The sequence below is a fragment of the Rhizobacter sp. AJA081-3 genome (assembly GCF_017795745.1).
GTDB lineage: Bacteria > Pseudomonadota > Gammaproteobacteria > Burkholderiales > Burkholderiaceae_C > Piscinibacter.
Genome location: NZ_CP059067.1, coordinates 2,461,638 through 2,482,750, shown reverse-complemented (window position 1 = coordinate 2,482,750; position 21,113 = coordinate 2,461,638). Strand labels below are relative to the sequence as shown.

At 70.1% G+C, this 21,113-nt stretch carries 17 protein-coding genes; 11 read left to right on the top strand and 6 right to left on the bottom strand.

Going from position 1 to position 21,113, the window contains the following annotated elements:
• Positions 1-8 precede the first annotated feature (8 nt).
• The 8 genes from HZ992_RS11845 to HZ992_RS11810 all read left to right on the top strand — a co-directional run bounded on the left by HZ992_RS11845 (position 9) and on the right by HZ992_RS11810 (position 13,007).
• Positions 9-2,435: a DNA internalization-related competence protein ComEC/Rec2 gene (locus tag HZ992_RS11845; RefSeq protein WP_245213440.1), complete on the top strand. Its 2,427-nt coding sequence runs from the start codon at positions 9-11 to the stop codon at positions 2,433-2,435.
• A 44-nt stretch (positions 2,436-2,479) separates the two neighbouring features.
• Positions 2,480-3,916 (top strand): circularly permuted type 2 ATP-grasp protein, encoded by a 1,437-nt coding sequence (locus HZ992_RS11840; RefSeq protein WP_209386830.1) that lies wholly within the window; start codon positions 2,480-2,482, stop codon positions 3,914-3,916.
• Positions 3,917-3,927: 11 nt separating this feature from the next.
• Complete coding sequence (locus HZ992_RS11835) at positions 3,928-4,914, top strand: alpha-E domain-containing protein (RefSeq protein WP_209386829.1); 987 nt, start codon at positions 3,928-3,930, stop codon at positions 4,912-4,914.
• 14 nt (positions 4,915-4,928) lie between these two features.
• Positions 4,929-5,762, top strand: coding sequence for a transglutaminase family protein (locus tag HZ992_RS11830; RefSeq protein WP_209386828.1), 834 nt, complete (start codon positions 4,929-4,931; stop codon positions 5,760-5,762).
• Positions 5,763-9,167, top strand: coding sequence for a transglutaminase family protein (locus HZ992_RS11825; RefSeq protein ID WP_209386827.1), 3,405 nt, complete (start codon positions 5,763-5,765; stop codon positions 9,165-9,167). It abuts the gene before it with no gap.
• A gap of 88 nt (positions 9,168-9,255) precedes the next feature.
• Entirely contained in the window at positions 9,256-11,739 is a 2,484-nt protein-coding gene (locus HZ992_RS11820; protein WP_209386826.1) for a circularly permuted type 2 ATP-grasp protein, read from the top strand.
• Positions 11,740-11,744: 5 nt separating this feature from the next.
• Entirely contained in the window at positions 11,745-12,632 is an 888-nt protein-coding gene (locus tag HZ992_RS11815; protein ID WP_209386825.1) for a transglutaminase family protein, read from the top strand.
• A 120-nt stretch (positions 12,633-12,752) separates the two neighbouring features.
• Positions 12,753-13,007, top strand: a complete 255-nt coding sequence (locus tag HZ992_RS11810; RefSeq protein WP_209386824.1) for a hypothetical protein — start codon at positions 12,753-12,755, stop codon at positions 13,005-13,007.
• Positions 13,008-13,010: 3 nt separating this feature from the next.
• Here HZ992_RS11810 and HZ992_RS11805 read toward each other — a convergent pair whose 3' ends face one another.
• Genes HZ992_RS11805 through HZ992_RS11785 form a run of 5 tightly spaced genes read right to left on the bottom strand, consistent with a single transcriptional unit; the run spans position 13,011 to position 17,703 of the window.
• Positions 13,011-13,343 carry a YkgJ family cysteine cluster protein gene (locus HZ992_RS11805; RefSeq protein ID WP_209386823.1) on the bottom strand — a complete coding sequence of 111 codons (333 nt, stop codon included), beginning with the start codon at positions 13,341-13,343 and terminating at the stop codon, positions 13,011-13,013.
• 9 nt (positions 13,344-13,352) lie between these two features.
• A complete protein-coding gene (locus HZ992_RS11800; RefSeq protein ID WP_209386822.1) occupies positions 13,353-14,804 on the bottom strand; it encodes a serine/threonine protein kinase in 1,452 nt (483 codons plus the stop codon).
• The gene (locus HZ992_RS11795; RefSeq protein ID WP_209386821.1) at positions 14,794-15,537 is read right to left on the bottom strand and encodes a metallophosphoesterase family protein; all 744 of its coding nucleotides are present in this window, start codon (positions 15,535-15,537) and stop codon (positions 14,794-14,796) included. Before HZ992_RS11795 ends, HZ992_RS11800 begins: the two co-directional genes overlap by 11 nt.
• Before the next feature lie 3 nt (positions 15,538-15,540).
• Positions 15,541-16,473: an ornithine carbamoyltransferase gene (gene argF, locus HZ992_RS11790; protein ID WP_209386820.1), complete on the bottom strand. Its 933-nt coding sequence runs from the start codon at positions 16,471-16,473 to the stop codon at positions 15,541-15,543.
• Between the two features lie 15 nt (positions 16,474-16,488).
• Positions 16,489-17,703 carry an aspartate aminotransferase family protein gene (locus HZ992_RS11785; protein ID WP_209386819.1) on the bottom strand — a complete coding sequence of 405 codons (1,215 nt, stop codon included), beginning with the start codon at positions 17,701-17,703 and terminating at the stop codon, positions 16,489-16,491.
• Positions 17,704-17,902: 199 nt separating this feature from the next.
• On the opposite strand from HZ992_RS11785, the gene HZ992_RS11780 reads away from it, so the two are divergent.
• Entirely contained in the window at positions 17,903-18,220 is a 318-nt protein-coding gene (locus HZ992_RS11780) for a DUF3579 domain-containing protein (RefSeq protein WP_209387144.1), read from the top strand.
• Positions 18,221-18,297: 77 nt separating this feature from the next.
• On the opposite strand, the gene rpsT is transcribed toward HZ992_RS11780, so the two are convergent.
• Positions 18,298-18,597: a 30S ribosomal protein S20 gene (gene rpsT, locus HZ992_RS11775; RefSeq protein WP_209386818.1), complete on the bottom strand. Its 300-nt coding sequence runs from the start codon at positions 18,595-18,597 to the stop codon at positions 18,298-18,300.
• A 77-nt stretch (positions 18,598-18,674) separates the two neighbouring features.
• Between rpsT and murJ the strand changes: the two genes are divergently transcribed.
• Together murJ and HZ992_RS11765 are read left to right on the top strand one after the other, a co-directional pair.
• Positions 18,675-20,231, top strand: a complete 1,557-nt coding sequence (murJ, locus tag HZ992_RS11770; RefSeq protein WP_209386817.1) for a murein biosynthesis integral membrane protein MurJ — start codon at positions 18,675-18,677, stop codon at positions 20,229-20,231.
• A 9-nt stretch (positions 20,232-20,240) separates the two neighbouring features.
• On the top strand, positions 20,241-21,110 hold the full coding sequence (locus tag HZ992_RS11765) for a SirB1 family protein (protein ID WP_209386816.1): 870 nt from the start codon (positions 20,241-20,243) through the stop codon (positions 21,108-21,110).
• Positions 21,111-21,113: the final 3 nt, after the last annotated feature.

The window sequence follows — 21,113 nt, the reverse complement described above, 5'->3', positions numbered from 1 at the left end:
CTGCGCCCATGGGAGGACCGACGAGCGCCATGCGCTGGCTGGCGGCGATGGCGGCGGCGCTGGCGGGCGTGCTGTGGCAGCTGCAGCAACGCAGCCTGCCGGGCGAGGGCGTTCACCTCGCGCTGGTCGGCGGCGGTGTGCTGTGCATCGCAGTCGGCTGGCGTTGGCGGCGCGCGTTCGTGCTGTGTCTCGTCGGCCTGGCGTTGCTGGGCTTTGGCAGCACCGGTTGGCGCGCCGCGCAGCGGCTGGCCGTCGAACTGCCGTCATCGTTCGAAGGCCGCGACATCCGGCTCACCGGCATCGTCGCCAGCCTGCCGCAGGCCGGGGTGAACGGGTTGCGCTTTCGCTTCGAGGTCGAGAGCGCCCTGCTGGCCGGCGAGCCGGTAGCCGTGCCGCGGCTGCTCTCGCTGGGCTGGTACAGCGGCTTCCACGAGGACGCCGTGCTGTCGCAGCCGCAGCGCGAGATGCGCGCCGGCCAGCGCTGGACGCTCAACGTGCGCCTGCGCCGCCCGCACGGCAACCTGAACCCGCACGGCTTCGACTACGAACTGCAGCTGTTCGAGCAGGGCGTGCGCGCCACCGGCTACGTGCGCGATGCGCCGGTGCAGCGGCTGGACGATGCCGCCGCCTACCCGGTCGAGCGGCTGCGCCAGCGGGTGCGCGACGCGATCTTCGAGCGAGTGACCGACCGCCGCGCGGCCGGCGTGCTGGCGGCGCTGGCAGTGGGCGAGCAGGGCGCGATCGAACGCGAGGACTGGGAGCTGTTCCGCAGCACCGGGCTGTCGCACCTGATGGCCATCAGCGGCCTGCACATCACCATGTTCGCCTGGCTGGCCTCGCTGCTGATCGATCGGCTGTGGCGAGGCTCGCCGCGCGCGATGCTGCGCCTGCCCGCGCCGCAGGCCGCGCGCTGGGGCGGCCTGGCGGTGGCCTTGCTCTACGCGGTGTTCTCCGGCTGGGCGGTGCCGGCTCAGCGCACGGTGTGGATGCTGGCCACCGTGGTGCTGCTGCGCAGCGCCGGAGCGCGCTGGCCCTGGCCGCTGGTGCTGCTGCTCGCCGCCGTGGTAGTGGCGGCCATCGACCCCTGGGCGCTGCTGCAGCCGGGCTTCTGGCTGTCGTTCGCGGCGGTGGGCCTGCTCATGGCTTCCGAACCGGTGCACGACGACCGGCGCGACGATCCAGCGGTCCGCGCGTCGGTGTGGCAGCGCCTGATCCGGGCCGTGCGCGGCGGCGTGCGCACGCAACTCGTCGCCACCTTCGGCCTGGCGCCGCTGACCTTGCTCTTCTTCCAGCAGATCTCGCTGGTCGGCTTCGTGGCCAACCTCGTCGCGATCCCGCTGATCACGCTGGTCGTCACACCGCTGGCGCTCCTGGGCACGCTGCTGCCGCCGCTGTGGACGCTGGCGGCGTGGCTGCTGCAGCCGTTTGCAGCCTGGCTGGCCTGGCTGGCCGCGCTGCCCTTGGCCGTGGTGTGGCACGTGCCGGTGGCGCCGGCCTGGGCGCAGGCCGCCGCATTGCTCGCCGGCGCACTGCTCGTCATGCCGCTGCCGTGGCGGCTGCGCGCCCTTTCGCTGCCGCTGGTGCTGCCATTCCTGGCCACACCGGTCGAACGCCCGCCGCCTGGTCGCTACGAGCTGATGGCGGTGGACGTGGGGCAGGGCACGGCGGTGATGGTGCGCACGCAGGCCCACCTGCTGGTCTACGACGCCGGGCCGCAGTACTCGCGCGACAGCGATGCCGGGCAGCGCGTGCTGCTGCCGCTGCTGCGTGCCACCGGCGAGTCGCGCATCGACCGGCTGGTGCTCAGCCACCGCGACATCGACCATGTCGGCGGCGCCAACGCGCTGCTCTCGGCGCTCCCGGTGGCCGAACTGTCGACTTCGCTCGAGCCCGACCACCCGCTGCTGGCGAGGGCGGTGCGGCACACGCCCTGCGCAGCCGGCCAGTCCTGGGAGTGGGACGGCGTGCGTTTCGAGATGCTGCACCCAGCTGCGGGTGCTGCAGGCACGGCGGTGCGTCCGAACACGCTGTCGTGCGTGCTGCGCGTCAGCGCGGCGGGGCAGGCGAGCGCGCTGCTGACGGGAGACATCGAGCGCGAGCAGGAGTGGGCCCTGGTCGGCCGCCTGGGCGAAGCGCTGCGCAGCGAGGTGCTGCTGGTGCCGCACCACGGCAGCCGCACGTCGTCGACGCCGGTCTTCCTCGAGGCTGTGCGGCCGCGGGTGGCCGTGGTCCAATCAGGCTACCGCAATCGATTCGGCCATCCGGCCGAGGACGTGGTGGAGCGTTACCGCGAACGAGGCCTGACTTTGGTCAATAGCCCGGGCTGCGGCGCCTGGCGCTGGCGTTCCGACGAGGCCGGAGCGGGCCGCTGCCAGCGGCATCTGGCCCGACGCTACTGGCACCATGGGCCCGCCGAACCGCCCGCCGGCGGGTGAGTGGCCTGCTTTTTGCTACCCCTGCCTGCGAGGAGACGTTGCCGATGAGACCGAGTTTCGACGAGATGCAGGCCACCAGCACCACGGTGCGCGAGCACTACCGCGGCTATGACCGCTGGCTCGCCCAGCAGCCGCGCGACGTGATGAAGTCGCGCCGCGAAGAGGCGGAGATGATCTTCCGCCGGGTCGGCATCACTTTCGCCGTTTACGGCGCGAAGGATGAAGACGGCTCCGGCACCGAGCGCCTGATTCCGTTCGACCTGATCCCGCGCGTGATCCCGGCCCACGAATGGGCCGAGATGGAGAGGGGCCTGGCCCAGCGCGTGACGGCATTGAACCGCTTCATCCACGACGTCTACCACGACCAGGAGATCATCCGCGCCGGGCTGGTGCCGGCCGACCAGATCTTCAAGAACGCGCAGTTCCGCCCCGAGATGATGGGCGTCGACGTCCCTGGCGGCGTGTACTCGCACATCTCCGGCATCGACATCGTGCGCGCCGCCAACCCCGACGGCAGCGGCAGCTACTACGTGCTCGAAGACAACCTGCGCGTGCCCAGCGGCGTGAGCTACATGCTCGAGAACCGCAAGATGATGATGCGGCTGTTCCCTGAGCTGTTCAGCCAGCATCGCGTCGAGCCGGTGGCGCACTACCCCGACATGCTGCTCGAGACGCTGCGCGCCGTGGCGCCCGCGGCCGTCAACGAGCCTACGGTGGTGGTGCTCACGCCGGGCATGTACAACAGCGCCTACTTCGAGCATGCCTTCCTCGCGCAGCAGATGGGCGTCGAGCTGGTCGAGGGCCAGGACCTGTTCGTCAAGGACAACTTCGTCTACATGCGCACCACGCAGGGCCCGAAGCGCGTGGACGTGATCTACCGCCGCGTCGACGACGACTTCCTCGACCCGCTGGTCTTCCGCGCCGACTCCACGCTGGGCTGTGCCGGGCTGCTCGGTGTGTACCGCGCCGGCAACGTGGCGTTGTGCAACGCCATCGGCACCGGCGTGGCCGACGACAAGTCGATCTACCCCTACGTGCCGAAGATGATCGAGTTCTACCTCGGCGAGAAACCCATCCTGAACAACGTGCCGACCTACCTGTGCCGCGAGGCCGACGACCTCAAGTACGTGCTCGATCATCTGGGCGAGCTGGTGGTCAAGGAAGTCCATGGCGCCGGCGGCTACGGCATGCTGGTCGGCCCGGCGGCCACCAAGGCCGAGATCGCCGAGTTCCGCAAGGCCGTGGAGGCGCATCCCGAGGGCTACATCGCGCAGCCCACGCTGAGCCTGTCGACCTGCCCGACCTTCGTCGAGAGCGGCATCGCGCCGCGCCACATCGACCTGCGGCCCTTCGTGCTCTCGGGCAAGACCGTGCAGATGGTGCCCGGCGGCCTGACGCGCGTCGCGCTGAAGGAAGGCTCGCTGGTGGTCAACTCGTCGCAAGGCGGCGGGACCAAGGACACCTGGGTGCTGGAGGCCTGAGGGAGAACCACATGCTGTCACGCACTGCAGACCATCTTTTCTGGATGTCCCGCTACATGGAGCGGGCCGAGAACACCGCGCGCATGCTCGACGTCAACTACCAGACCTCGCTGCTGCCGCAATCCGCCGACGATGCCGAGAAGGGCTGGAAGGGCCTGCTGGGCATCTCCGAGCTCACCAGCGACTACGCCAAGCGCCACAGCGAGGTCACGCCGCGCCAGGTGATGGAGTACATGGTCGTCGACGCGCAGAACCCGTCGAGCATCCGCTCCTGCCTGATGGCCGCGCGCGAGAACGCGCGCGCCGTGCGCGGCACGCTGACCACCGAGGTGTGGGAGACGCAGAACCAGACCTGGCTCGAGTTCCAGCGCATGGTGGGCGACAACAACCTGCACCGCGATCCGAGCGCGCTGTTCGAGTGGGTCAAGTTCCGCTCGCACCTGTCGCGCGGCGTGACGGTGGGCACGATGCTGCAGGACGAGGCCTTCCACTTCCTGCGCATCGGCAGCTTCCTGGAGCGAGCCGACAACACGGCGCGGCTGCTCGACGTGAAGTTCCACGCGGTGGAGAGCGAATTCTTCGGTTCAGCGCAGAGCCAGAGCCAAAGCCAAAGCCAGGGCATCGCCAAGGACGTCGAGTTCGACTTCTATCACTGGTCGGCGATCCTGCGCTCGGTCTCGGGCTTCGAGGTCTATCGCAAGGCCTACCGCAACGTGATCCTGCCCGAGAAGGTCGCCGAACTGCTGATCCTGCGCCCGGACATGCCGCGTTCCCTGGCGGCCTGCATGCACGAGGTGGTGAGCAACCTGCGCATGGTGGCCAACGAGCAGTCCGGCGAGACACTGCGCCAGGCCGGCCGGCTGCGCTCCGACCTGCAGTACGGCCGCATCGACGAGATCCTGGCCACCGGGCTGCATGCCTTCCTCACGCAGTTCCTCGACCGCGTGAACACCATCGGCGCGGGCATCAGCCGCGACTTCCTGGTGCCCGTTCAGTGACGATTCGCTGAGCCATGAAACTCAGCATCCGCCACGAGACGCACTACGAGTACAGCGCGCCGTTGAAGTACGCGCTGCAGCACCTGTGCCTCACGCCGCAGGCCAACGACCACCAGGCGGTGATCGACTGGGAGGTCAGCGCGCCGGCGCAGCTGTATGCGCAGCGCGACGGCTACGGCAACCTCTCGCACAGCTGGAGCATGGCGCGCGCCACGGGCGGCCGGCATGTCTACCGCGGCAGCGTGCAAGCGCATGGCACGGTGATGACGCAGCCCTCGGCCTGGCTGGTCGACGACCTGGCCGCGCCGCATCCGGCGCTGTACCTGCGGCCCACGCCGCTGACCACCGCCGATGCCGCCATCGCCGCGCTGGGCCGCGCCAGCCTGTCCGGGGGCGCCGATGAAGCCTCGCTGCTCGACCTGGCCGCCGCGGTGTTCGAGCGCATCGCCTACCGTGCCGGCGCGACCGACGTCTCGACCACCGCGCAGCAGGCGCTTGCGCTCGGTGCCGGCGTGTGCCAGGACCAGGCGCATGTGTTCATCGCCGCATGCCGCGCCAGCGGCTTGCCGGCGCGCTACGTGAGCGGCTATTTCCATTCGCCTTCGGCGCCCGACCTGGCCAGCCATGCCTGGGCCGACGTCTGCCTCGATGTCGCTGCGCGCCGCTGGCTGAGCATCGACATCACCCACCTCAGCACGATGGACGAGCGCCACGTGCGCCTGGCCGTCGGCCCGGACTACGCGGCCTGCGCGCCGGTGCGCGGTGTGCGCGAAGGCGGCGGCGACGAACTGATGAGCGTGCGCGTGCTGGTCAACGAGACCAGCGACAAGATCACCCTGGAGCCCTGAATGTCCATCCACGTCGCGCTGAACCACGTGACCCACTACCGGTACGACCGGCCCATCAACCTCGGGCCGCAGATCGTCCGTCTGCGCCCGGCGCCGCACTCGCGCACGCGCATCCTGAGCTATTCGATGCGCGTCGAGCCGGCCACGCACTTCATCAACTGGCAACAGGATCCGCAGTCGAACTACCTCGCGCGGCTGGTGTTCCCGGACAAGACGACGAGCTTCCGCATCGAGGTCGACCTGGTCGCCGAGATGTCGGTGCTCAACCCCTTCGACTTCTTCCTCGAGCCCTCGGCCGAGCACTTCCCGTTCGAGTACGACCCCTCGCTGGCGCACGAGCTCGCGCCGTATCGCCTGAAGAGCGAGCTGACGCCAGCCTTCGCCAAGTACCTCGCGGCCATCCCGCGCGAGAAGAAGCAGACGACGAACTTCCTCGTCGAGCTGAACCAGAAGCTGCAGAAGGACATCGCCTACCTGATCCGCATGGAGCCGGGCGTGCAGACGCCCGAGGTGACGCTGACCAACGCCAGCGGCTCCTGCCGCGACTCAGGCTGGCTGCTGGTGCAGATCCTGCGGCACCTGGGTTTCGCGGCGCGCTTCGTGTCGGGCTACCTCATCCAGCTCAAGAGCGACGTCAAGTCGCTCGACGGCCCGAGCGGCACCGAGGTCGACTTCACCGACCTGCACGCCTGGTGCGAGGTCTACCTGCCCGGTGCTGGCTGGATCGGCTTCGACCCGACCTCCGGCCTGCTCGCCGGCGAAGGCCACATCCCGCTGGCCTGCTCGCCCGACCCCGGTTCGGCCGCGCCGGTGACCGGTGCGCTCGACGAGTGCGAGACCGAGTTCGAGCACCACATGAAGGTCTCGCGCGTCTGGGAGGCGCCGCGCGTGACGCTTCCCTACACCGACGACCAGTGGAGCGCGATCGAGTCGCTCGGCCACCGCGTCGACGAGGACCTGCGCAAGAACGACGTGCGCCTCACGCAGGGCGGCGAGCCGACTTTCGTCTCGGTGGACGACCGCGACGGCGCCGAGTGGAACACCGAGGCCATGGGCCCGACCAAGCGGCTTCTGTCGGCCGACCTGATGGACCGTCTGCGCGCCAAGTACGGCGACGGCGGCCTGCTGCACTACGGCCAGGGCAAGTGGTACCCGGGCGAGCAGCTGCCGCGCTGGTCACTGAACCTGTTCTGGCGCAAGGACCGCGAGCCGATCTGGACGCACCCCGAACTGTTCGCCAGCGAGCACCAGGACTACGGCGTCACCGATGTGCAGGCGCGCCAGTTCCTCAAGGGCGTGGCCAAGCGGCTGGCGCTCGACCCGAAGTACGTGTTCCCGGCCTACGAAGACGTCTGGTACTACTTGTGGCGCGAGCGCAAGCTGCCCACCAACGTCGACCCCTTCGACGCGAAGCTCGCCGATCCGCTGGAGCGCGAGCGCGTGCGCAAGGTGTTCAGCCAGGGCCTGGACAAGGTCGTCGGCCACGTCCTGCCGGTGGCGCGCCATCCGGCGCAGAACGCGGCCGGGCCGCGCTGGCACAGCGGCCCGTGGTTCCTCCGCTCCGAGCGCTGCTATCTCGTGCCGGGCGATTCAGCGCTGGGCTACCGCCTGCCGCTGGACTCGCAGCCCTGGGCCTCCGCCACCGACATGCCCTGGGTGCATGCGCCTGACCAGACCCAGCCCTTCGCGCCGCTGCCCGCGTACCAGCGGCTGCGCTTCCCGAACCTGCACCCGGAGGCCTTGCCTGCCGAGAGCAACTCGCAATTCGGCAGCTTCGGCGAGCGTTCGCGCGCCGCGCTGCGCGGTGAGGGCGAGGCCCGCACGGCCGCGCCGGCACCCGAGCTGCGTGTGCCGCAGCGCCTCGAGTCTGCTGGCTGGGTGACGCGCACGGCGATCAGCGCCGAGCCGAGGCACGGTCGTCTCTATGTGTTCATGCCGCCGATGTCGGCGCTGGAGGACTACCTCGAGCTCGTCGCCGCGGTCGAGGACACCGCGCTGGAGCTGAAGCTGCCGGTCATCCTCGAAGGCTACGAGCCACCGAAGGACCCGCGCCTGTCGACGCTGCGCGTCACGCCCGACCCCGGCGTCATCGAGGTCAACATCCACCCGGCGCACAGCTGGGGCGAGCTGGTCGAGCAGACCACGCACCTGTACCAGGCTGCGCACGAGACGCGCCTGTCGACCGAGAAGTTCATGCTCGACGGCCGCCACACCGGCACCGGCGGCGGCAACCACTTCGTGCTCGGCGGCGCCACCGTGGCCGACTCGCCCTTCCTTCGCCGGCCCGACCTGCTGGCCAGCATGGTGGCCTACTGGCACAACCACCCGGCGCTCAGCTATCTGTTCTCAGGGCTGTTCATCGGGCCGACCAGCCAGGCGCCGCGCATCGACGAGGCGCGCAACGACTCGGTCTACGAGATCGAGATCGCCTTCGCCGAACTGCAGCGTCAGGCGGCACTCGGCCCGCAGGCCTGCCCGCCGTGGATGATCGACCGGCTGTTGCGCAACCTGCTCATCGACGTGTCGGGCAACACCCACCGCGCCGAGTTCTGCATCGACAAGATGTACTCGCCCGACGGGCCGACCGGCCGCCTGGGCCTGCTCGAGATGCGCGCCTTCGAAATGCCGCCGCATGCGCGCATGAGCCTCACGCAGCAGCTGCTGATGCGCTCGCTGGTGTCGCGCTTCTGGCAGCACCCGTACCGGCCCGCACGCCTGAAGCGCTGGGGCACCGAGCTGCACGACCGCTTCATGCTGCCGCACTTCGTGTGGGAAGACCTGTGCGACGTGGTCGAGGAGCTCAACGACTTCGGCTATGCGATGAAGGCCGAGTGGTTCGCTCCGCACCTGAACTTCCGCTTCCCGCTGATGGGCGACTTCAGCGCCCGCGGCGTCGACGTGGAAGTGCGCCTGGCGCTGGAGCCCTGGCACGTGATGGGCGAGGAGGGCGCTCCCGGCGGCACGGTGCGTTTCGTCGACTCGTCGGTCGAGCGCCTGCAGCTCAAGGTCACCGGGTTGGTGGGTGACCGCCACGTGCTCAGCTGCAACGGCCGCGTGGTGCCGCTGCAGCCGACCGGCAAGGTCGGCGAGTTCGTCGGCGCGGTGCGCTACCGTGCGTGGAACGCGGCCTCGTCGCTGCACCCGACCATCGGCGTGCACGCGCCGCTGACCTTCGACCTGCTCGACACCTGGATGGGCCGGTCGATGGGCGGCTGCCAGTACCACGTGTCGCACCCGGGCGGACGCAACTACAGCACCTTCCCGGTCAATGCCTACGAGGCCGAGGCGCGCCGGCTGGCGCGCTTCTTCCGCGTCGGCCACACGCCGGGGCCGATGCACACGCCACGCGACGAGCGCAACCCGGACTTCCCGTTCACGCTCGACCTGCGGCGCGCCACGGTGTAAACGATGCCCCGCGTTCCCGGCGTCGCCGCGATCCCCAGCAGCGCCCAGCGATGACAATCGCGGGGCCGATGTCCACCCACCGACCCCGATGCTGAAGTCCCTGCTCGCCGGCTACGCCGCCCAGCCCGGCCGCTACGACGAGCTGCTGGCGTCGCCGCACGCCCCGCGGCCGCATTGGGACGCCTTCCTGCGCGCGCTCGCTGCGCGCGGCGCCAGCGGCGTGGGTGACACGCTGTCGCTGATGGAACGCGAGGTTCGCGAGAACGGCATCACCTACAACGTCTATGCCGACCCGCAGGGCATGGACCGGCCCTGGGAAGTCGACCCATTGCCGCTGCTGCTGTCGGCGCAGGAGTGGCAGGCCATCGAGGAAGGCGTGACGCAGCGCGCCGAACTGCTCAACCGCGTGCTGGCCGACATCTACGGCCCGCAGGAACTGCTCAGGAGCGGAGCGGTTCCTCCGGCGGTGGTGTTCGGCCACAGCGGCTACCTGTCGCCGGCGCAGGGCATCCGGCCGCCCGGCGGCAGGCACCTGTTCCACTACGCGGCCGACCTGGCGCGCTCGCCCGACGGCCGCTGGTGGGTGGTCAGCGACCGCACGCAGGCGCCCTCGGGTGCGGGGTATGCGCTGGAGAACCGGCTGGTCGTCTCGCGCGTGTTCCCGCAGATGTTCCGCGAGCTGCGCGTGCAGCACCTGGCCTCCTTCTTCGCCGCGCTGCGCGAGTCGCTGCTGCGCTGGGCACCGCGCGGCGGCCCGGGTGGAGCGGACGGCGGCCCGCCGCTGATCGCGCTGCTCACGCCAGGCCCGTTCAACGAGACCTACTTCGAGCATGCGCTGCTGGCGCGCTACCTCGGCGTGGCGCTGGTCGAAGGCTCCGACCTGACGGTGCGCGACGGCTGCGTGTGGATGAAGACGGTCGAGGGCCTCAAGCGCGTGCATGCGCTGCTGCGCCGCCAGGACGACGACTACTGCGACCCGCTGGAGCTCCGCTCCGATTCCGCCCTCGGCGTGGCGGGCCTGACCGAGTGCGCGCGCCGCGGCACCATCCTGATCGCCAACTCGCTGGGCTCGGGCGTGCTCGAATCCGGCGCCTTGCTGGGCTACCTGCCGAGCCTGTCCGAGCAACTGCTCGGCGAGCCGCTCAAGCTGCCTTCGGTGGCCACCTGGTGGCTGGGCGAGCCCGCCGCCTTCGACGATGCCTGGAAGCGGCTCGACAAGGTGCTGATCAAGCCGCTGGAGCGCTCGTCGCGCGAACCAGCGGTGTTCGGCGCCGATCTCGATGCCGATGCGCGCGCGCTGCTCAAGGCGCGCGTGGCGGCACGGCCGCAGCGCTACGTCGCGCAGGAGTGGGTGCATGTGTCGCAGGCGCCGGTGCTCGAGCGCGGCGGGGTGGGCGGCCGCGAGGCGCTCGGCGCGCGGACGGTGGGCCTGCGCGTGTTCGCGGTGGCCACGCCCGACGGCTACCGCCTGATGCCCGGCGGCCTCACGCGCGTGGCCGGCGACGAAGAGCCGCGCGTCGTCGCGATGCAGCGCGGCGGCCGCTCGAAGGACACCTGGGTGCTGTCGGACGCGCCGGTCAATGCCGCCTTCTCGCTGCTGTCGAGCACGGTGACCTCGGTCGACCTGGTCAGCTCGCGCGCCAACCTGCCTTCGCGCACGGCAGAGAACCTGTTCTGGTTCGGCCGCTACGGCGAGCGTGCCGACGCAGCGATGCGCCTGCTGCGCGTGGCCATCGAGGCCCAGCTCGACGAGGGCGAAGGCGAGGGCGGCGCGGCCGCGCTGGCCCTGTGCGCCAAGCTCGGCCTGATCGACGAGGACGACGACCCGGCGCTGGCCCTGCTGCGCGCCGCCACCCATCCCGAAGGCGCACTGGCCGAGCGGCTGCGCCAGCTCTCGCGCGTGGCCTTCAACCTGCGCGACCGCATGTCGGCCGACCACTGGCGCACCATCAACCAGCTGATCGGCGACCCGGTGTTCCAGCGCAATGCCTCGTCGGCGGCGATGCGCCTGCCGCTGGCGCTGTCCTGGCTCGACCGCGCGGTGACTTCGATGGTGACGCTGTCGGGCTTCGTGCTCGACGGCATGACGCGCGGCACCGGCTGGCGCTTCCTGTCGATGGGGCGGCGCATCGAGCGGCTGTGGAACCTCGCCGCCGCGCTGCAGACCGCCACGAGGGAAGGGCGCGACCAGGGTCTGGACTGGCTGCTGCAATGGGCCGACTCGTCGGTGACCTACCGCTCGCGCTACCTGGTCGCGCCCGAGTGGCTGCCGGTGCTGGACCTGCTGGTGCGCGACGAGCTCGTGCCGCGCTCGCTGGCCTTCCAGGTCAAGGGACTGGCCGAGTACGTCGCCAAGCTTGAAGTCACACATGGCCGCTTCGCCAGCGACGTGGTGGCGCCCGGCCAGGCCGCGCTGGCGGCCCTGACGCCGGCCGACCTGCGGCCGGAGAGCGAGGCGCTCGCCGCGCTGCTCGACCAGCTGCAGCGCGTGGCCAGCGGTGTCTCCGACGAGCTGACGCTGAAGTTCTTCTCGCACGCGGCCTCGCGCAGCGTGCTGTCTCTGGTGGCCTGACGCCGATGCCAGGCCCCGTGCGCTACCGCGTCGAGCACGAGACGCGCTACGCTTACGACGCACCGGTGTCGCAGTCGTGGCAGCGCGCCCGCCTCACGCCGCGCAGCCTGCCGTGGCAGAAGCTGCTGGTGCATGCCATCGACATCGATCCGCGCCCGGACGAGCGGCACGACGGACCCGATGCCTTCGGCAACACCGTCACCCACTTCGGCCTGCACGGCGCGCACCGCCGGCTGCGCGTGCGCATGCATGGCGAGGTGGAGGTGGGCGCGCGGCCCTTGATCGTCGAGGCGCCGCACTCCTGGGAAGCGGCGCGGCCGGCGCTGCGCCAGGCCAGCGCGGCGTTCGACCTGGACGCGGCGCGCATGTGCGAGCCCACCGCGCTGCTGCCGCTGTCGGACGCAGCCCGCCACTACGCCGCGCCTTCGTTCGCGCGCGGGCGCGACTGGCTGGCGGCCGTGAGCGAGCTGATGCACCGCATCCACGCTGACTTCGAGTTCGAGCCGGGCGCCACCACCGTCAGCACCTCGGTCGACGAGGTGCTGCACCAGAAGAGCGGCGTCTGCCAGGACTTCGCCCACCTGATGCTGGCCTGCCTGCGCGGCTTCGGCCTGGCGGCGCGCTATGTGTCGGGCTACCTGCTCACCGAGCCGCCGCCCGGCCAGCCCCGCCTGATGGGGGTGGATGCCTCCCACGCCTGGGTGGCGGCCTGGTCGCCGCAGCACGGCTGGGTGGAGTTCGACCCCACCAACGACCAGCTCGCCGACCAGCGCTACATCACGCTGGCCTGGGGCGCCGACTTCGCCGACGTGGTGCCGCTGCGCGGCGTGATCCTCGGCGGCGGCACGCAGGTGATGGACGTGGCCGTGAGCGTGATGCCGGTCGAAGGCTGATCCCCCGGGAGGGGGCGAAGGCGGGGGGCTTCGGTCGGGGGACGACTCACGGGCGATTTCCGGTGCGGGCATGACTCGGAACACTGGCTTCCAGCGAAACCCATCACGCCGGAGGACACGATGGCCCGATTCATCACCCGCATTGCCGACCTGTGCCGCCACCGCGCGGCCGAGGAACTGTTCCTGCGCCGCTTCCGCATGATGCAGCCGGGCGAGGACCGCGAGGACTGCGGCCCCGGCTGGTACGAATCGAGCCGCGAGCTCGAGCTCGGCCTGCAGGTGCAGGAGGGGCAGCCCGGCGATGCGCTGCTGGCCGAATGGACCGAAGCCTGGCGGCGGCCGCTGCCGGCGCGTCCGCCGGTGCATGCCGAATGAGGCTCAATGCGGCAGTGGCGGCAGGCCGTGGCGAGCCCGCGCACGGGCGCAGGCCTCGTCGCCCAGGCCCATCGGCGCGCGCAACCCGAACTCGCGGCAGGGCGACGGCCGCCACTCGTGGATGCCGCAAGCCGCCCGCACGCCCACCGTGCCGATCAGGGCCGCGCAGCGCGGCGAGGCGTGGTCGGTGCCGCGCATGCGGCAGGTGAAATCGTTCAGATCGACCGTCAGGCCCTCGGGCACCGTGCCGCCGTTGGCATCGAGCTCCTCGCGCGCGAAGTCGACGCGGAAGCTCGCGCAGCAGGCGCCGCAGCGCGTGCAGGCGTTGTCTTCCACGCGGACGCCTCAGTCTTCGGCGGCGGCGCGCACCACGGTGACGGTGCAATCGCACTGCGCCGCCACTTGCGCCGACACGCTGCCCAGGTAGCGCCGCAGGCCGCCGCTGCTGCGCGCGCCCATCACGACGTGGTCGACCTGGTTCTTGCGCGCGTACTCGACGATCGCGTCGGCCGCATCCGGCGCTTCGAGCACGTGGTAGGTGATGCGCCCGGCCTGCAGTTCGCGATTCGGGTCGAGCGCGCGCTGCAGCGGGTGCGCCCAGTGCTTGAGCTGCACGAGCAGGTTGACGTGCTTGCTGCTGCCGTCGGCTTCCATCAGTTCGTCGGTGGCGATGCGGTTGGTCTTCATCACCGCCAGGCAGGCCAGGCGCGCGCCGGGCTCGGTCTGCAGCAGGCGCTGCGCGGTGTGGCGCACGGCCTCCAGCAGGGCCGGCGTGGCGTGGGCCACGTCGACGGCCGCCAGCAGGATCGGGCTGCGTTCGGCCTGCTCGGCGGCGCTGGCATGGGCCACCGGCTCGCCGCCGACCGCCGAGAACCAGCGCTTGAGCGTGGTCAGCCCGCCGCTGCGCTGCAGGCGGTTGGCGCGCTCGGTGAGCGTGACCTGGTCCGGGTGCTGCAGTTCGAAGGCCAGCTGCGCTGCACTCTGGTGGCGCTTCTCCGGCTTGACCTCGAGGCAGCGCAGGATCAGTTCCTGCTGCCACGCCGGCATGTCGGCGCGCAGCACGCGCGGCGGCACCGGCTCGCGGTAAAGCCGTTGGCGCAGCCCGCGCACCGTGCTGGGCGAACCGAAGGGTCGCTCGCCGGTGGCCAGGTGGTAGAGCAGCACGCCGAGCGCGAACAGGTCGCTGCGCGGGTCGTTGCGCACGAACTGCACCTGCTCGGGCGACATGTACGGGCCGGTGCCCATGGGCAGCTCGAACTCCTCGTCGAGCAGGTCGGGCAGCAGGTCGTGGCGCGACAGGCCGAAGTCGACGAGCACGGCTTCGCCGGACGGGCGGAACATGATGTTGCTCGGCTTCACGTCGAGGTGCACGACATGCTGGCGATGCAGGTCGTGCAGCGCGGTGGCGACCTTGATGCCCACCTGCACCACCTCGTCCAGCGGCAGCGGCGCGGCGTCGAAGCGCGCGCGCAGCGACTGGCCGGGCACGTGCTCCATCACGATGTAGGGCTGGCGCGTGAAGTCGCCCTTGGCGACGAACTTCGGCACGTGCTGGCCCGCGAGCGTCGGCATGATCATCTGCTCGACCTCGAAGCCGACGATGGTGGCCGGGTCGTCGCCGCCCTTGATGCGCGGCACCTTCATCATCAGCGGCGTGCCGTCGTCGCCCTCGACGCGCGTGACGCGCCACAGGTTGGCCATGCCGCCCTGGTGGGTGCGCTCCTCGAGCCGGAAGCCGTCGATCACCTGGCCGGCTTCGAGCCGGCGCGCGGTGGTGTTCTCTTCGTCATTCGCCATGTTCGAGACGGCTGGCCAGGCGCTGCGGCAGGCCGGCGGCGCGGATCTTCGCGCCGGCCGACTCGGTGTCGTAGGGCACGCGGAAGTAGGTGAGCGTGGAACTGCTCGTGTCGAAAGTGGCGTAGCAGGCGGCCGGATTGCCGTCGCGCGGCTGACCGGCCGAGCCGGGGATGATCAGCCAGCGGCGCTGTTCCGACAGCGGGATCGGCATGCCGGCGCTGGGCACGAAGTCGCCGATCTTGCCGGTGGCTGTCAGGTGGAACAGCTTCGGGTCGTGCACGTGGCCGCAGAAGGTGAAGCGTGCCGAGGTGGCCTGCAGGCTGCGTACCGCTTCCATGCGGCCGAGCACGTAGCACCATTCAGCCGGCGCGAAGGCGTTGGCGTGCACGTAGAGGCGGTCGCCGTCGCTGGCCGACATCGGCAGCGTGGCGAGAAAGCCGAGCTGTTCGGCGTCGAGCCGCTCGCGCGTCCAGGCGACCACCTGGCGCGCCTCGGGGATCATCGTGGGCAGCGGGCCCTGCACGACGGCGGCGTCGTGGTTGCCCATCACCGCGATCGCGCCGCGCGCCACGTGCTCGCGGATCAGGTCGACCACGAAGCCCGGGTCGGCGCCGTAGCCGACGAAGTCGCCGAGGAAGGCGAAGCGCTCGGCCCCTTGCTCCTTCGCATGCGCCATCACCGCCTCCACCGACTCGCGGTTGGCGTGCAGGTCGGTGACGAGGGCGAGTCTCATGGCTCAGCCGATGCGACCGAGCAGCAGGTATTCCATCAGCGCTTTCTGCGCGTGCATGCGGTTCTCGGCCTCGTCCCAGACCACCGACTGCGGCCCGTCGATGACCTCGGCCTCGACTTCCTCGCCGCGGTGCGCCGGCAGGCAATGCATGAACAGGGCGTCGGGCTGCGCCGTGGCCATCATCTGGCGGTCCACGCACCAGTCGGCGAAGGCCTTCTGGCGCGCTTCGTTCTCGGCCTCGTAGCCCATGCTGGTCCAGACATCGGTCGTCACGAGGTGGGCACCTTCGCAGGCGCTGAACGGGTTGCGAAAGGTCTTCACGCAGTCCGGATTGTTCACCCCGGCCATCTTCGGGTCGATCTCGTAGCCGCCGGGCGTGCTGACGTGCAGCGTGAAGCCGAGGATGTCGGCCGCCTGCAGCCAGGTGTTGGCCATGTTGTTGCCGTCGCCGACCCAGGCCACCGTCTTGCCCTGGATCGAGCCGCGCTGCTCGATGAAAGTGAAGATGTCGGCCAGGATCTGGCAGGGGTGGTACTCGTTGGTCAGGCCGTTGATCACCGGCACGCGCGAATGCGCCGCGAAGGCCTCGAGCTTGCTCTGCTCGTAGGTGCGGATCATCACGATGTCGACCATGCGGCTGATCACGCGCGCGCTGTCTTCCACCGGCTCGGCGCGGCCGAGCTGGCTGTCGCCGGTGGTCAGGTGCACCACCGAGCCGCCCATCTGGTACATGCCGGCCTCGAAGCTGACGCGCGTGCGCGTGCTGGCCTTCTCGAAGATCATCGCCAGCGTGCGGTCGACCAGCGGCTGGTACTTCTCGTAGTTCTTGAAGCGGCGCTTGATGATCGCGGTGCGCTCGAACAGGTAGGCGTACTCCTCGGCACGCAGGTCCTTGAACTGCAGGTAGTGCTTCATCAGGCTCATGCCGGGTTTCATGGCGCGGGTGCGGGACTACTTCGCCGGCTCGGCCAGGAAGCGCTTGATCAGCGGCGCGAGGATGGCCACCATCTGCGCGGCCTCGTCGGCCGTGAGGATGAGCGAGGGCACGAGGCGGATCACCTTGTCGGCGGTGACCGACAGAAGCAGGCCGGCCTCGGCCGCGCGGCCGAGCAGTTCGCCGCAGGGGCGGGCCAGTTCGATGCCCAGCATCAGGCCCTGGCCGCGGATCTCGACCACACCGGCCACGCCGGCGAGCTCGCGCTGCAGCCCGGCCTTCAGCGCGGCGCCGACGGTGGCCGCGTTGGCCAGCAGGCCTTCTTCCTCCATGATGCGCAGCGTCTCGACGCCGGCCCTCATCGACAGCGGGTTGCCGCCGAAGGTGGTGCCGTGGTTGCCGGGGCCGAACACGTCGGCCGCACGCGGGCCGCACACCACGGCACCCACCGGCACGCCCGAGCCCAGGCCCTTGGCCAGCGGCATCACGTCGGGCTGGATGCCGGCCCATTGGTGCGCGAACCACTTGCCGGTGCGGCCGATGCCGCACTGCACCTCGTCGAGCATCAGCAGCCAGCCCTTGTCGTCGCACAGCTTGCGCACGGCGCGCAGGTAGTCGGTGGTGGCCGGATTGATGCCGCCTTCGCCCTGGATCACCTCCAGGAACACGGCAACGATGTTCGGGTTCGTCTTCGCGAGTGCCTCGATCGCGCCAACGTCGTTCAGCGGCACGCGCGGGAAGCCCTCGACCAGCGGGCCGAAGCCGGCCTGCACCTTGGGGTTGCCGGTGGCCGACAGCGTGGCGATCGAGCGGCCGTGAAACGCCTTCTCGTAGACGACGATCTCAGGGCGGTCGATGCCCTTGTCGTGTCCGAACTTGCGCGCGATCTTCAGCGCCGCTTCGTTGGCTTCGAGTCCCGTGCTGCAGAAGAACACATTGGTCAGGCCCGACAACTCGCACAGCTTGGCGGCAAGCTGCTCCTGCAGCGGCACCAGGTAGTAGTTGGAGCTGTGGATCAGCTTGGCGATCTGCTCCTGCAGCGCAGGCACCAGCTTGGGGTGCGCATGCCCCAGGGTGTTCACCGCGATGCCGCCCAGGCCGTCGAGGTACTTCTTGCCTTCGGTGTCCCAGACCCAGCAGCCTCGGCCGTGCGACAGCGCGATCGGCAGACGGCCGTAGGTCTTCATCACGTGCGGTTCACGGCTCGTGGGCAGCTTTTCCGGGGCATTCATCGCAATCTCCAGCGCCGAGGGCGAGCCGGGATTCTAAGGGTCGCCCCGAAGGGGCCGATAACGCTCCATGGGCGCGATCGAACCGGGCATCAGGCTTGCTGCACTGCAGCACAGTGAAGGCACAATACCGGCGGCCGACACACGGCTGCTGTGGGCGGAACTGCCTTGGTGGCTGCAGGCCCGGCACGACGCTCCCCCCATGACCGAGAACAAACCCCGCGAGTTCTATATCCAGGGCCTGACGCTGGAAGGCAAGACCTTCCGCCCGAGTGACTGGGCCGAGCGGCTCGCGGGTGCGATGGCGTGCTTCCGGCCCGACGGCGTGCAGGGCGGCATCGGTGCCTACATCGGCTACTCGCCGTACTGCGTGCCGCGGGTTGTCGACGGGGTGAAGTGCGTGCTCGTCAACGAGGCCCTGCGCGGCGTGGAGCCGATGGCCTGGGACTTCGTGATGCACTTCGCCCGTGACAACCACCTGCAGGTCGTCGAGGCGGGCCCGAAGCGCGACCCGAAATGACAAGGAGCCCGCAGTGCGGGTGCCAATGACGAAGGGCCCGCAGTGCGGGCCCTTGGCTGTCCATCCCAGGAATCTGATCAGGCCGCGGCGAGCGCCTTGACCTTGGCTGACAGGCGGCTCTTGTGGCGAGCAGCCTTGTTCTTGTGGAACAAGCCCTTGTCGGCCACGGAATCGATCACGCTCTGGGCGGCCTGGAAGATCTCGGTCGCCTTGGCCTTGTCACCGGCGGTGACGGCCTTCTGCACGTTCTTGACCACGGTGCGGAACTTCGAGCGCAGCGCGGTGTTGGCGGCGTTGAGCTTGACGTCCTGGCGGGCGCGCTTGCGGCCCGACGCGATGCGAACGGTCTTCTTCTTGGCTTTGGATGACGTTGCCATGCTGTAGCTTCTGTCCTGGGTGGGGCAAAGACCGCGAGTATAGCAGTTTCTGCGGCTCCCTATAATCGGCCCGACCCATGAATCTGCTGCGGGCTGCCTCCACCGTTTCCCTGTTCACGCTCGCCTCCCGCATCACCGGCCTGGCCCGCGAGGCGGTGGTCGCCGCCACCTTCGGCGCCAGCGGCTGGATGGATGCCTTCCAGGTCGCCTTCCGTATCCCGAACCTGCTGCGCCGGCTGTTCGCCGAGGGCGCTTTCTCGCAGGCCTTCGTGCCCATCCTCGCCGAGACCCGCGCCCGCGAAGGCGACGAGACCACCCACCGACTCGTCGATGCCGTGGCGACAGTGCTGTTCTGGGCGTTGCTGGTGACTTGCGGCATCGGCATCGTGGCCGCGCCGGTGGTTGTCTGGCTGATGGCCTCAGGCCTGGAACGCTTCGACGGCGCGGTGGTCATGACGCGCTGGATGTTCCCCTACATCGGCTTCATGTCGATGGTGGCATTTTCCTCCGGCATCCTGAACACCTGGAAGCGCTTCGCCCTGCCGGCGGCCACGCCGGTGCTGCTGAACCTCAGCGTGATCGTCGCCGCCTGGGCGCTCAGTCCGGTGCTGCGGCGGCACGGCATCGAGCCGATCTACGCGCTGGCGATCGGCGTGATGCTCGGCGGCGTGCTTCAGCTCGCAGTACAGATCCCTGCGCTGCTGCGCATCGGCTGCCTGCCGCACCTGGGCATGACGCCGGGCGCGTTGCGCTCGGCCTTCCACCACCCCGGCGTGCTGCGCGTGCTCAGGCAGATGGCGCCGGCGTTGCTGGGCGTGTCGGTGGCGCAACTGTCGCTGCTCATCAACACGCAGATCGCCTCGCACCAGGGCGTGGGTGCCGTGTCCTGGCTGACCTATGCGGACCGGCTGATGGAATTCCCGACGGCGCTGCTCGGGGTGGCGCTCGGCGTCGTGCTGCTTCCTCAGCTCTCGGCAGCGCAAGCCCAGGGCGAGTCGGCGCGTTACTCCGGGCTGCTCGACTGGGGCCTGCGCCTGGTTCTGTTGCTCGCGCTGCCCTGCGCGGTGGCGCTGCTGGTGTTCCCGCAGGCGCTGGTGGCGGTGCTGTACCACTACGGTGCGATCACCGCGCGCGATGTCGAGCGCACGGCCACGGCGCTGATGGGCTACGGCGTCGGACTGATGGGGCTGATCGGCGTGAAGATCCTGGCGCCGGGCTTCTACGCGCGGCAGGACATCCGCACGCCGGTGCGCATCGCCATCGTTGTGCTGGTGCTCACGCAGCTGATGAACCTCGCCTTCGTGCCGTGGCTGGGCCATGCCGGGCTGGCACTGTCGATCGGCGTGGCGGCACTCATCAATTCGGCCTGGCTGTTCATCGGCCTGCGACGCGCCGGCCTGTACACGCCCGAGCCCGGCTGGCTGGCTTTCGCGCTGCGTGTGCTGCTGGCCTGCATCCTGCTCGGTGCCTTCCTGGCCTGGGCCGCGCAGGCGGTCGACTGGATCGGCCTGCGCGATCGGCCATGGCAGCGTGTGGGCTTGCTCGCCGCCTGCCTGATCGCGGCCATCGCGCTGTACTTCGCCTGCCTGCTGGCCACCGGGATGAAGCTTCGACAATTCATCCGCCGCGGCTAAACTGAAACCATGTCCGGCCCCCTCCGCTTCGAGGCTCCGAGCGCACTCGACTATTTCACGTCGCTGGTCGCGGACGATGCCAGCCTGCCCCTCGTGGAGGCGGCCGCTGCGATCGCCCAGGACGAGTACCCGGGCCTGGACACGCAGGCCGTGCTCGCCGACATCGATTCGCTGGCCGACCGGCTCAAGCGCCGCATCCCTGCCGACGCCGTTCCCGTGCAGCGCCTGCGCTGGTTGAACCGCTTCTTCTTCCAGGAACTCGGCTTTGGCGGCAACGTCAACAACTACTACGACCCGGGCAACAGCTACCTGCACCTCGTTCTGAGCACGCGGCGCGGCATTCCCATCACGCTGGCGGTGCTCTACATCGAGCTGGCCACGCAGGTCGGGCTGACGGCGCGCGGCGTGTCGTTCCCGGGCCACTTCCTCGTCAAGCTGAAGATGCCGCAGGGCGAGGTGGTGATCGATCCGTTCACCGGGCAGTCGCTGTCGCGCGAGGAACTCGACGACCTGCTGCTGCCCTACAAACGCAACCGCGGCCTGCTGGGCGAGTTCGACGCGCCGCTGGGCCTGTTCCTGCAAGCGGCGCAGCCGCGCGACGTGCTGGCGCGCATGCTGCGCAACCTCAAGGAGATCCACCGCAGCGCCGAGGACTGGCCACGCCTGATGGCGGTGCTGCAGCGGCTGGTGGTGCTGCTGCCGCAGGCCTGGGAAGAGCGGCGCGACCGCGGCCTGACCTATGCCGAGCTGGGCCAGGAGGCGGCCGCCGTCGGCGACCTGGCCGACTACCTCGAACACGCCGGCGACGCACAGGACCGCCAGGCCATCACCGCGCGCCTGTCCGAGCTTCGCCGTCGCGGCGCGCCGCGGCTGCACTGACGC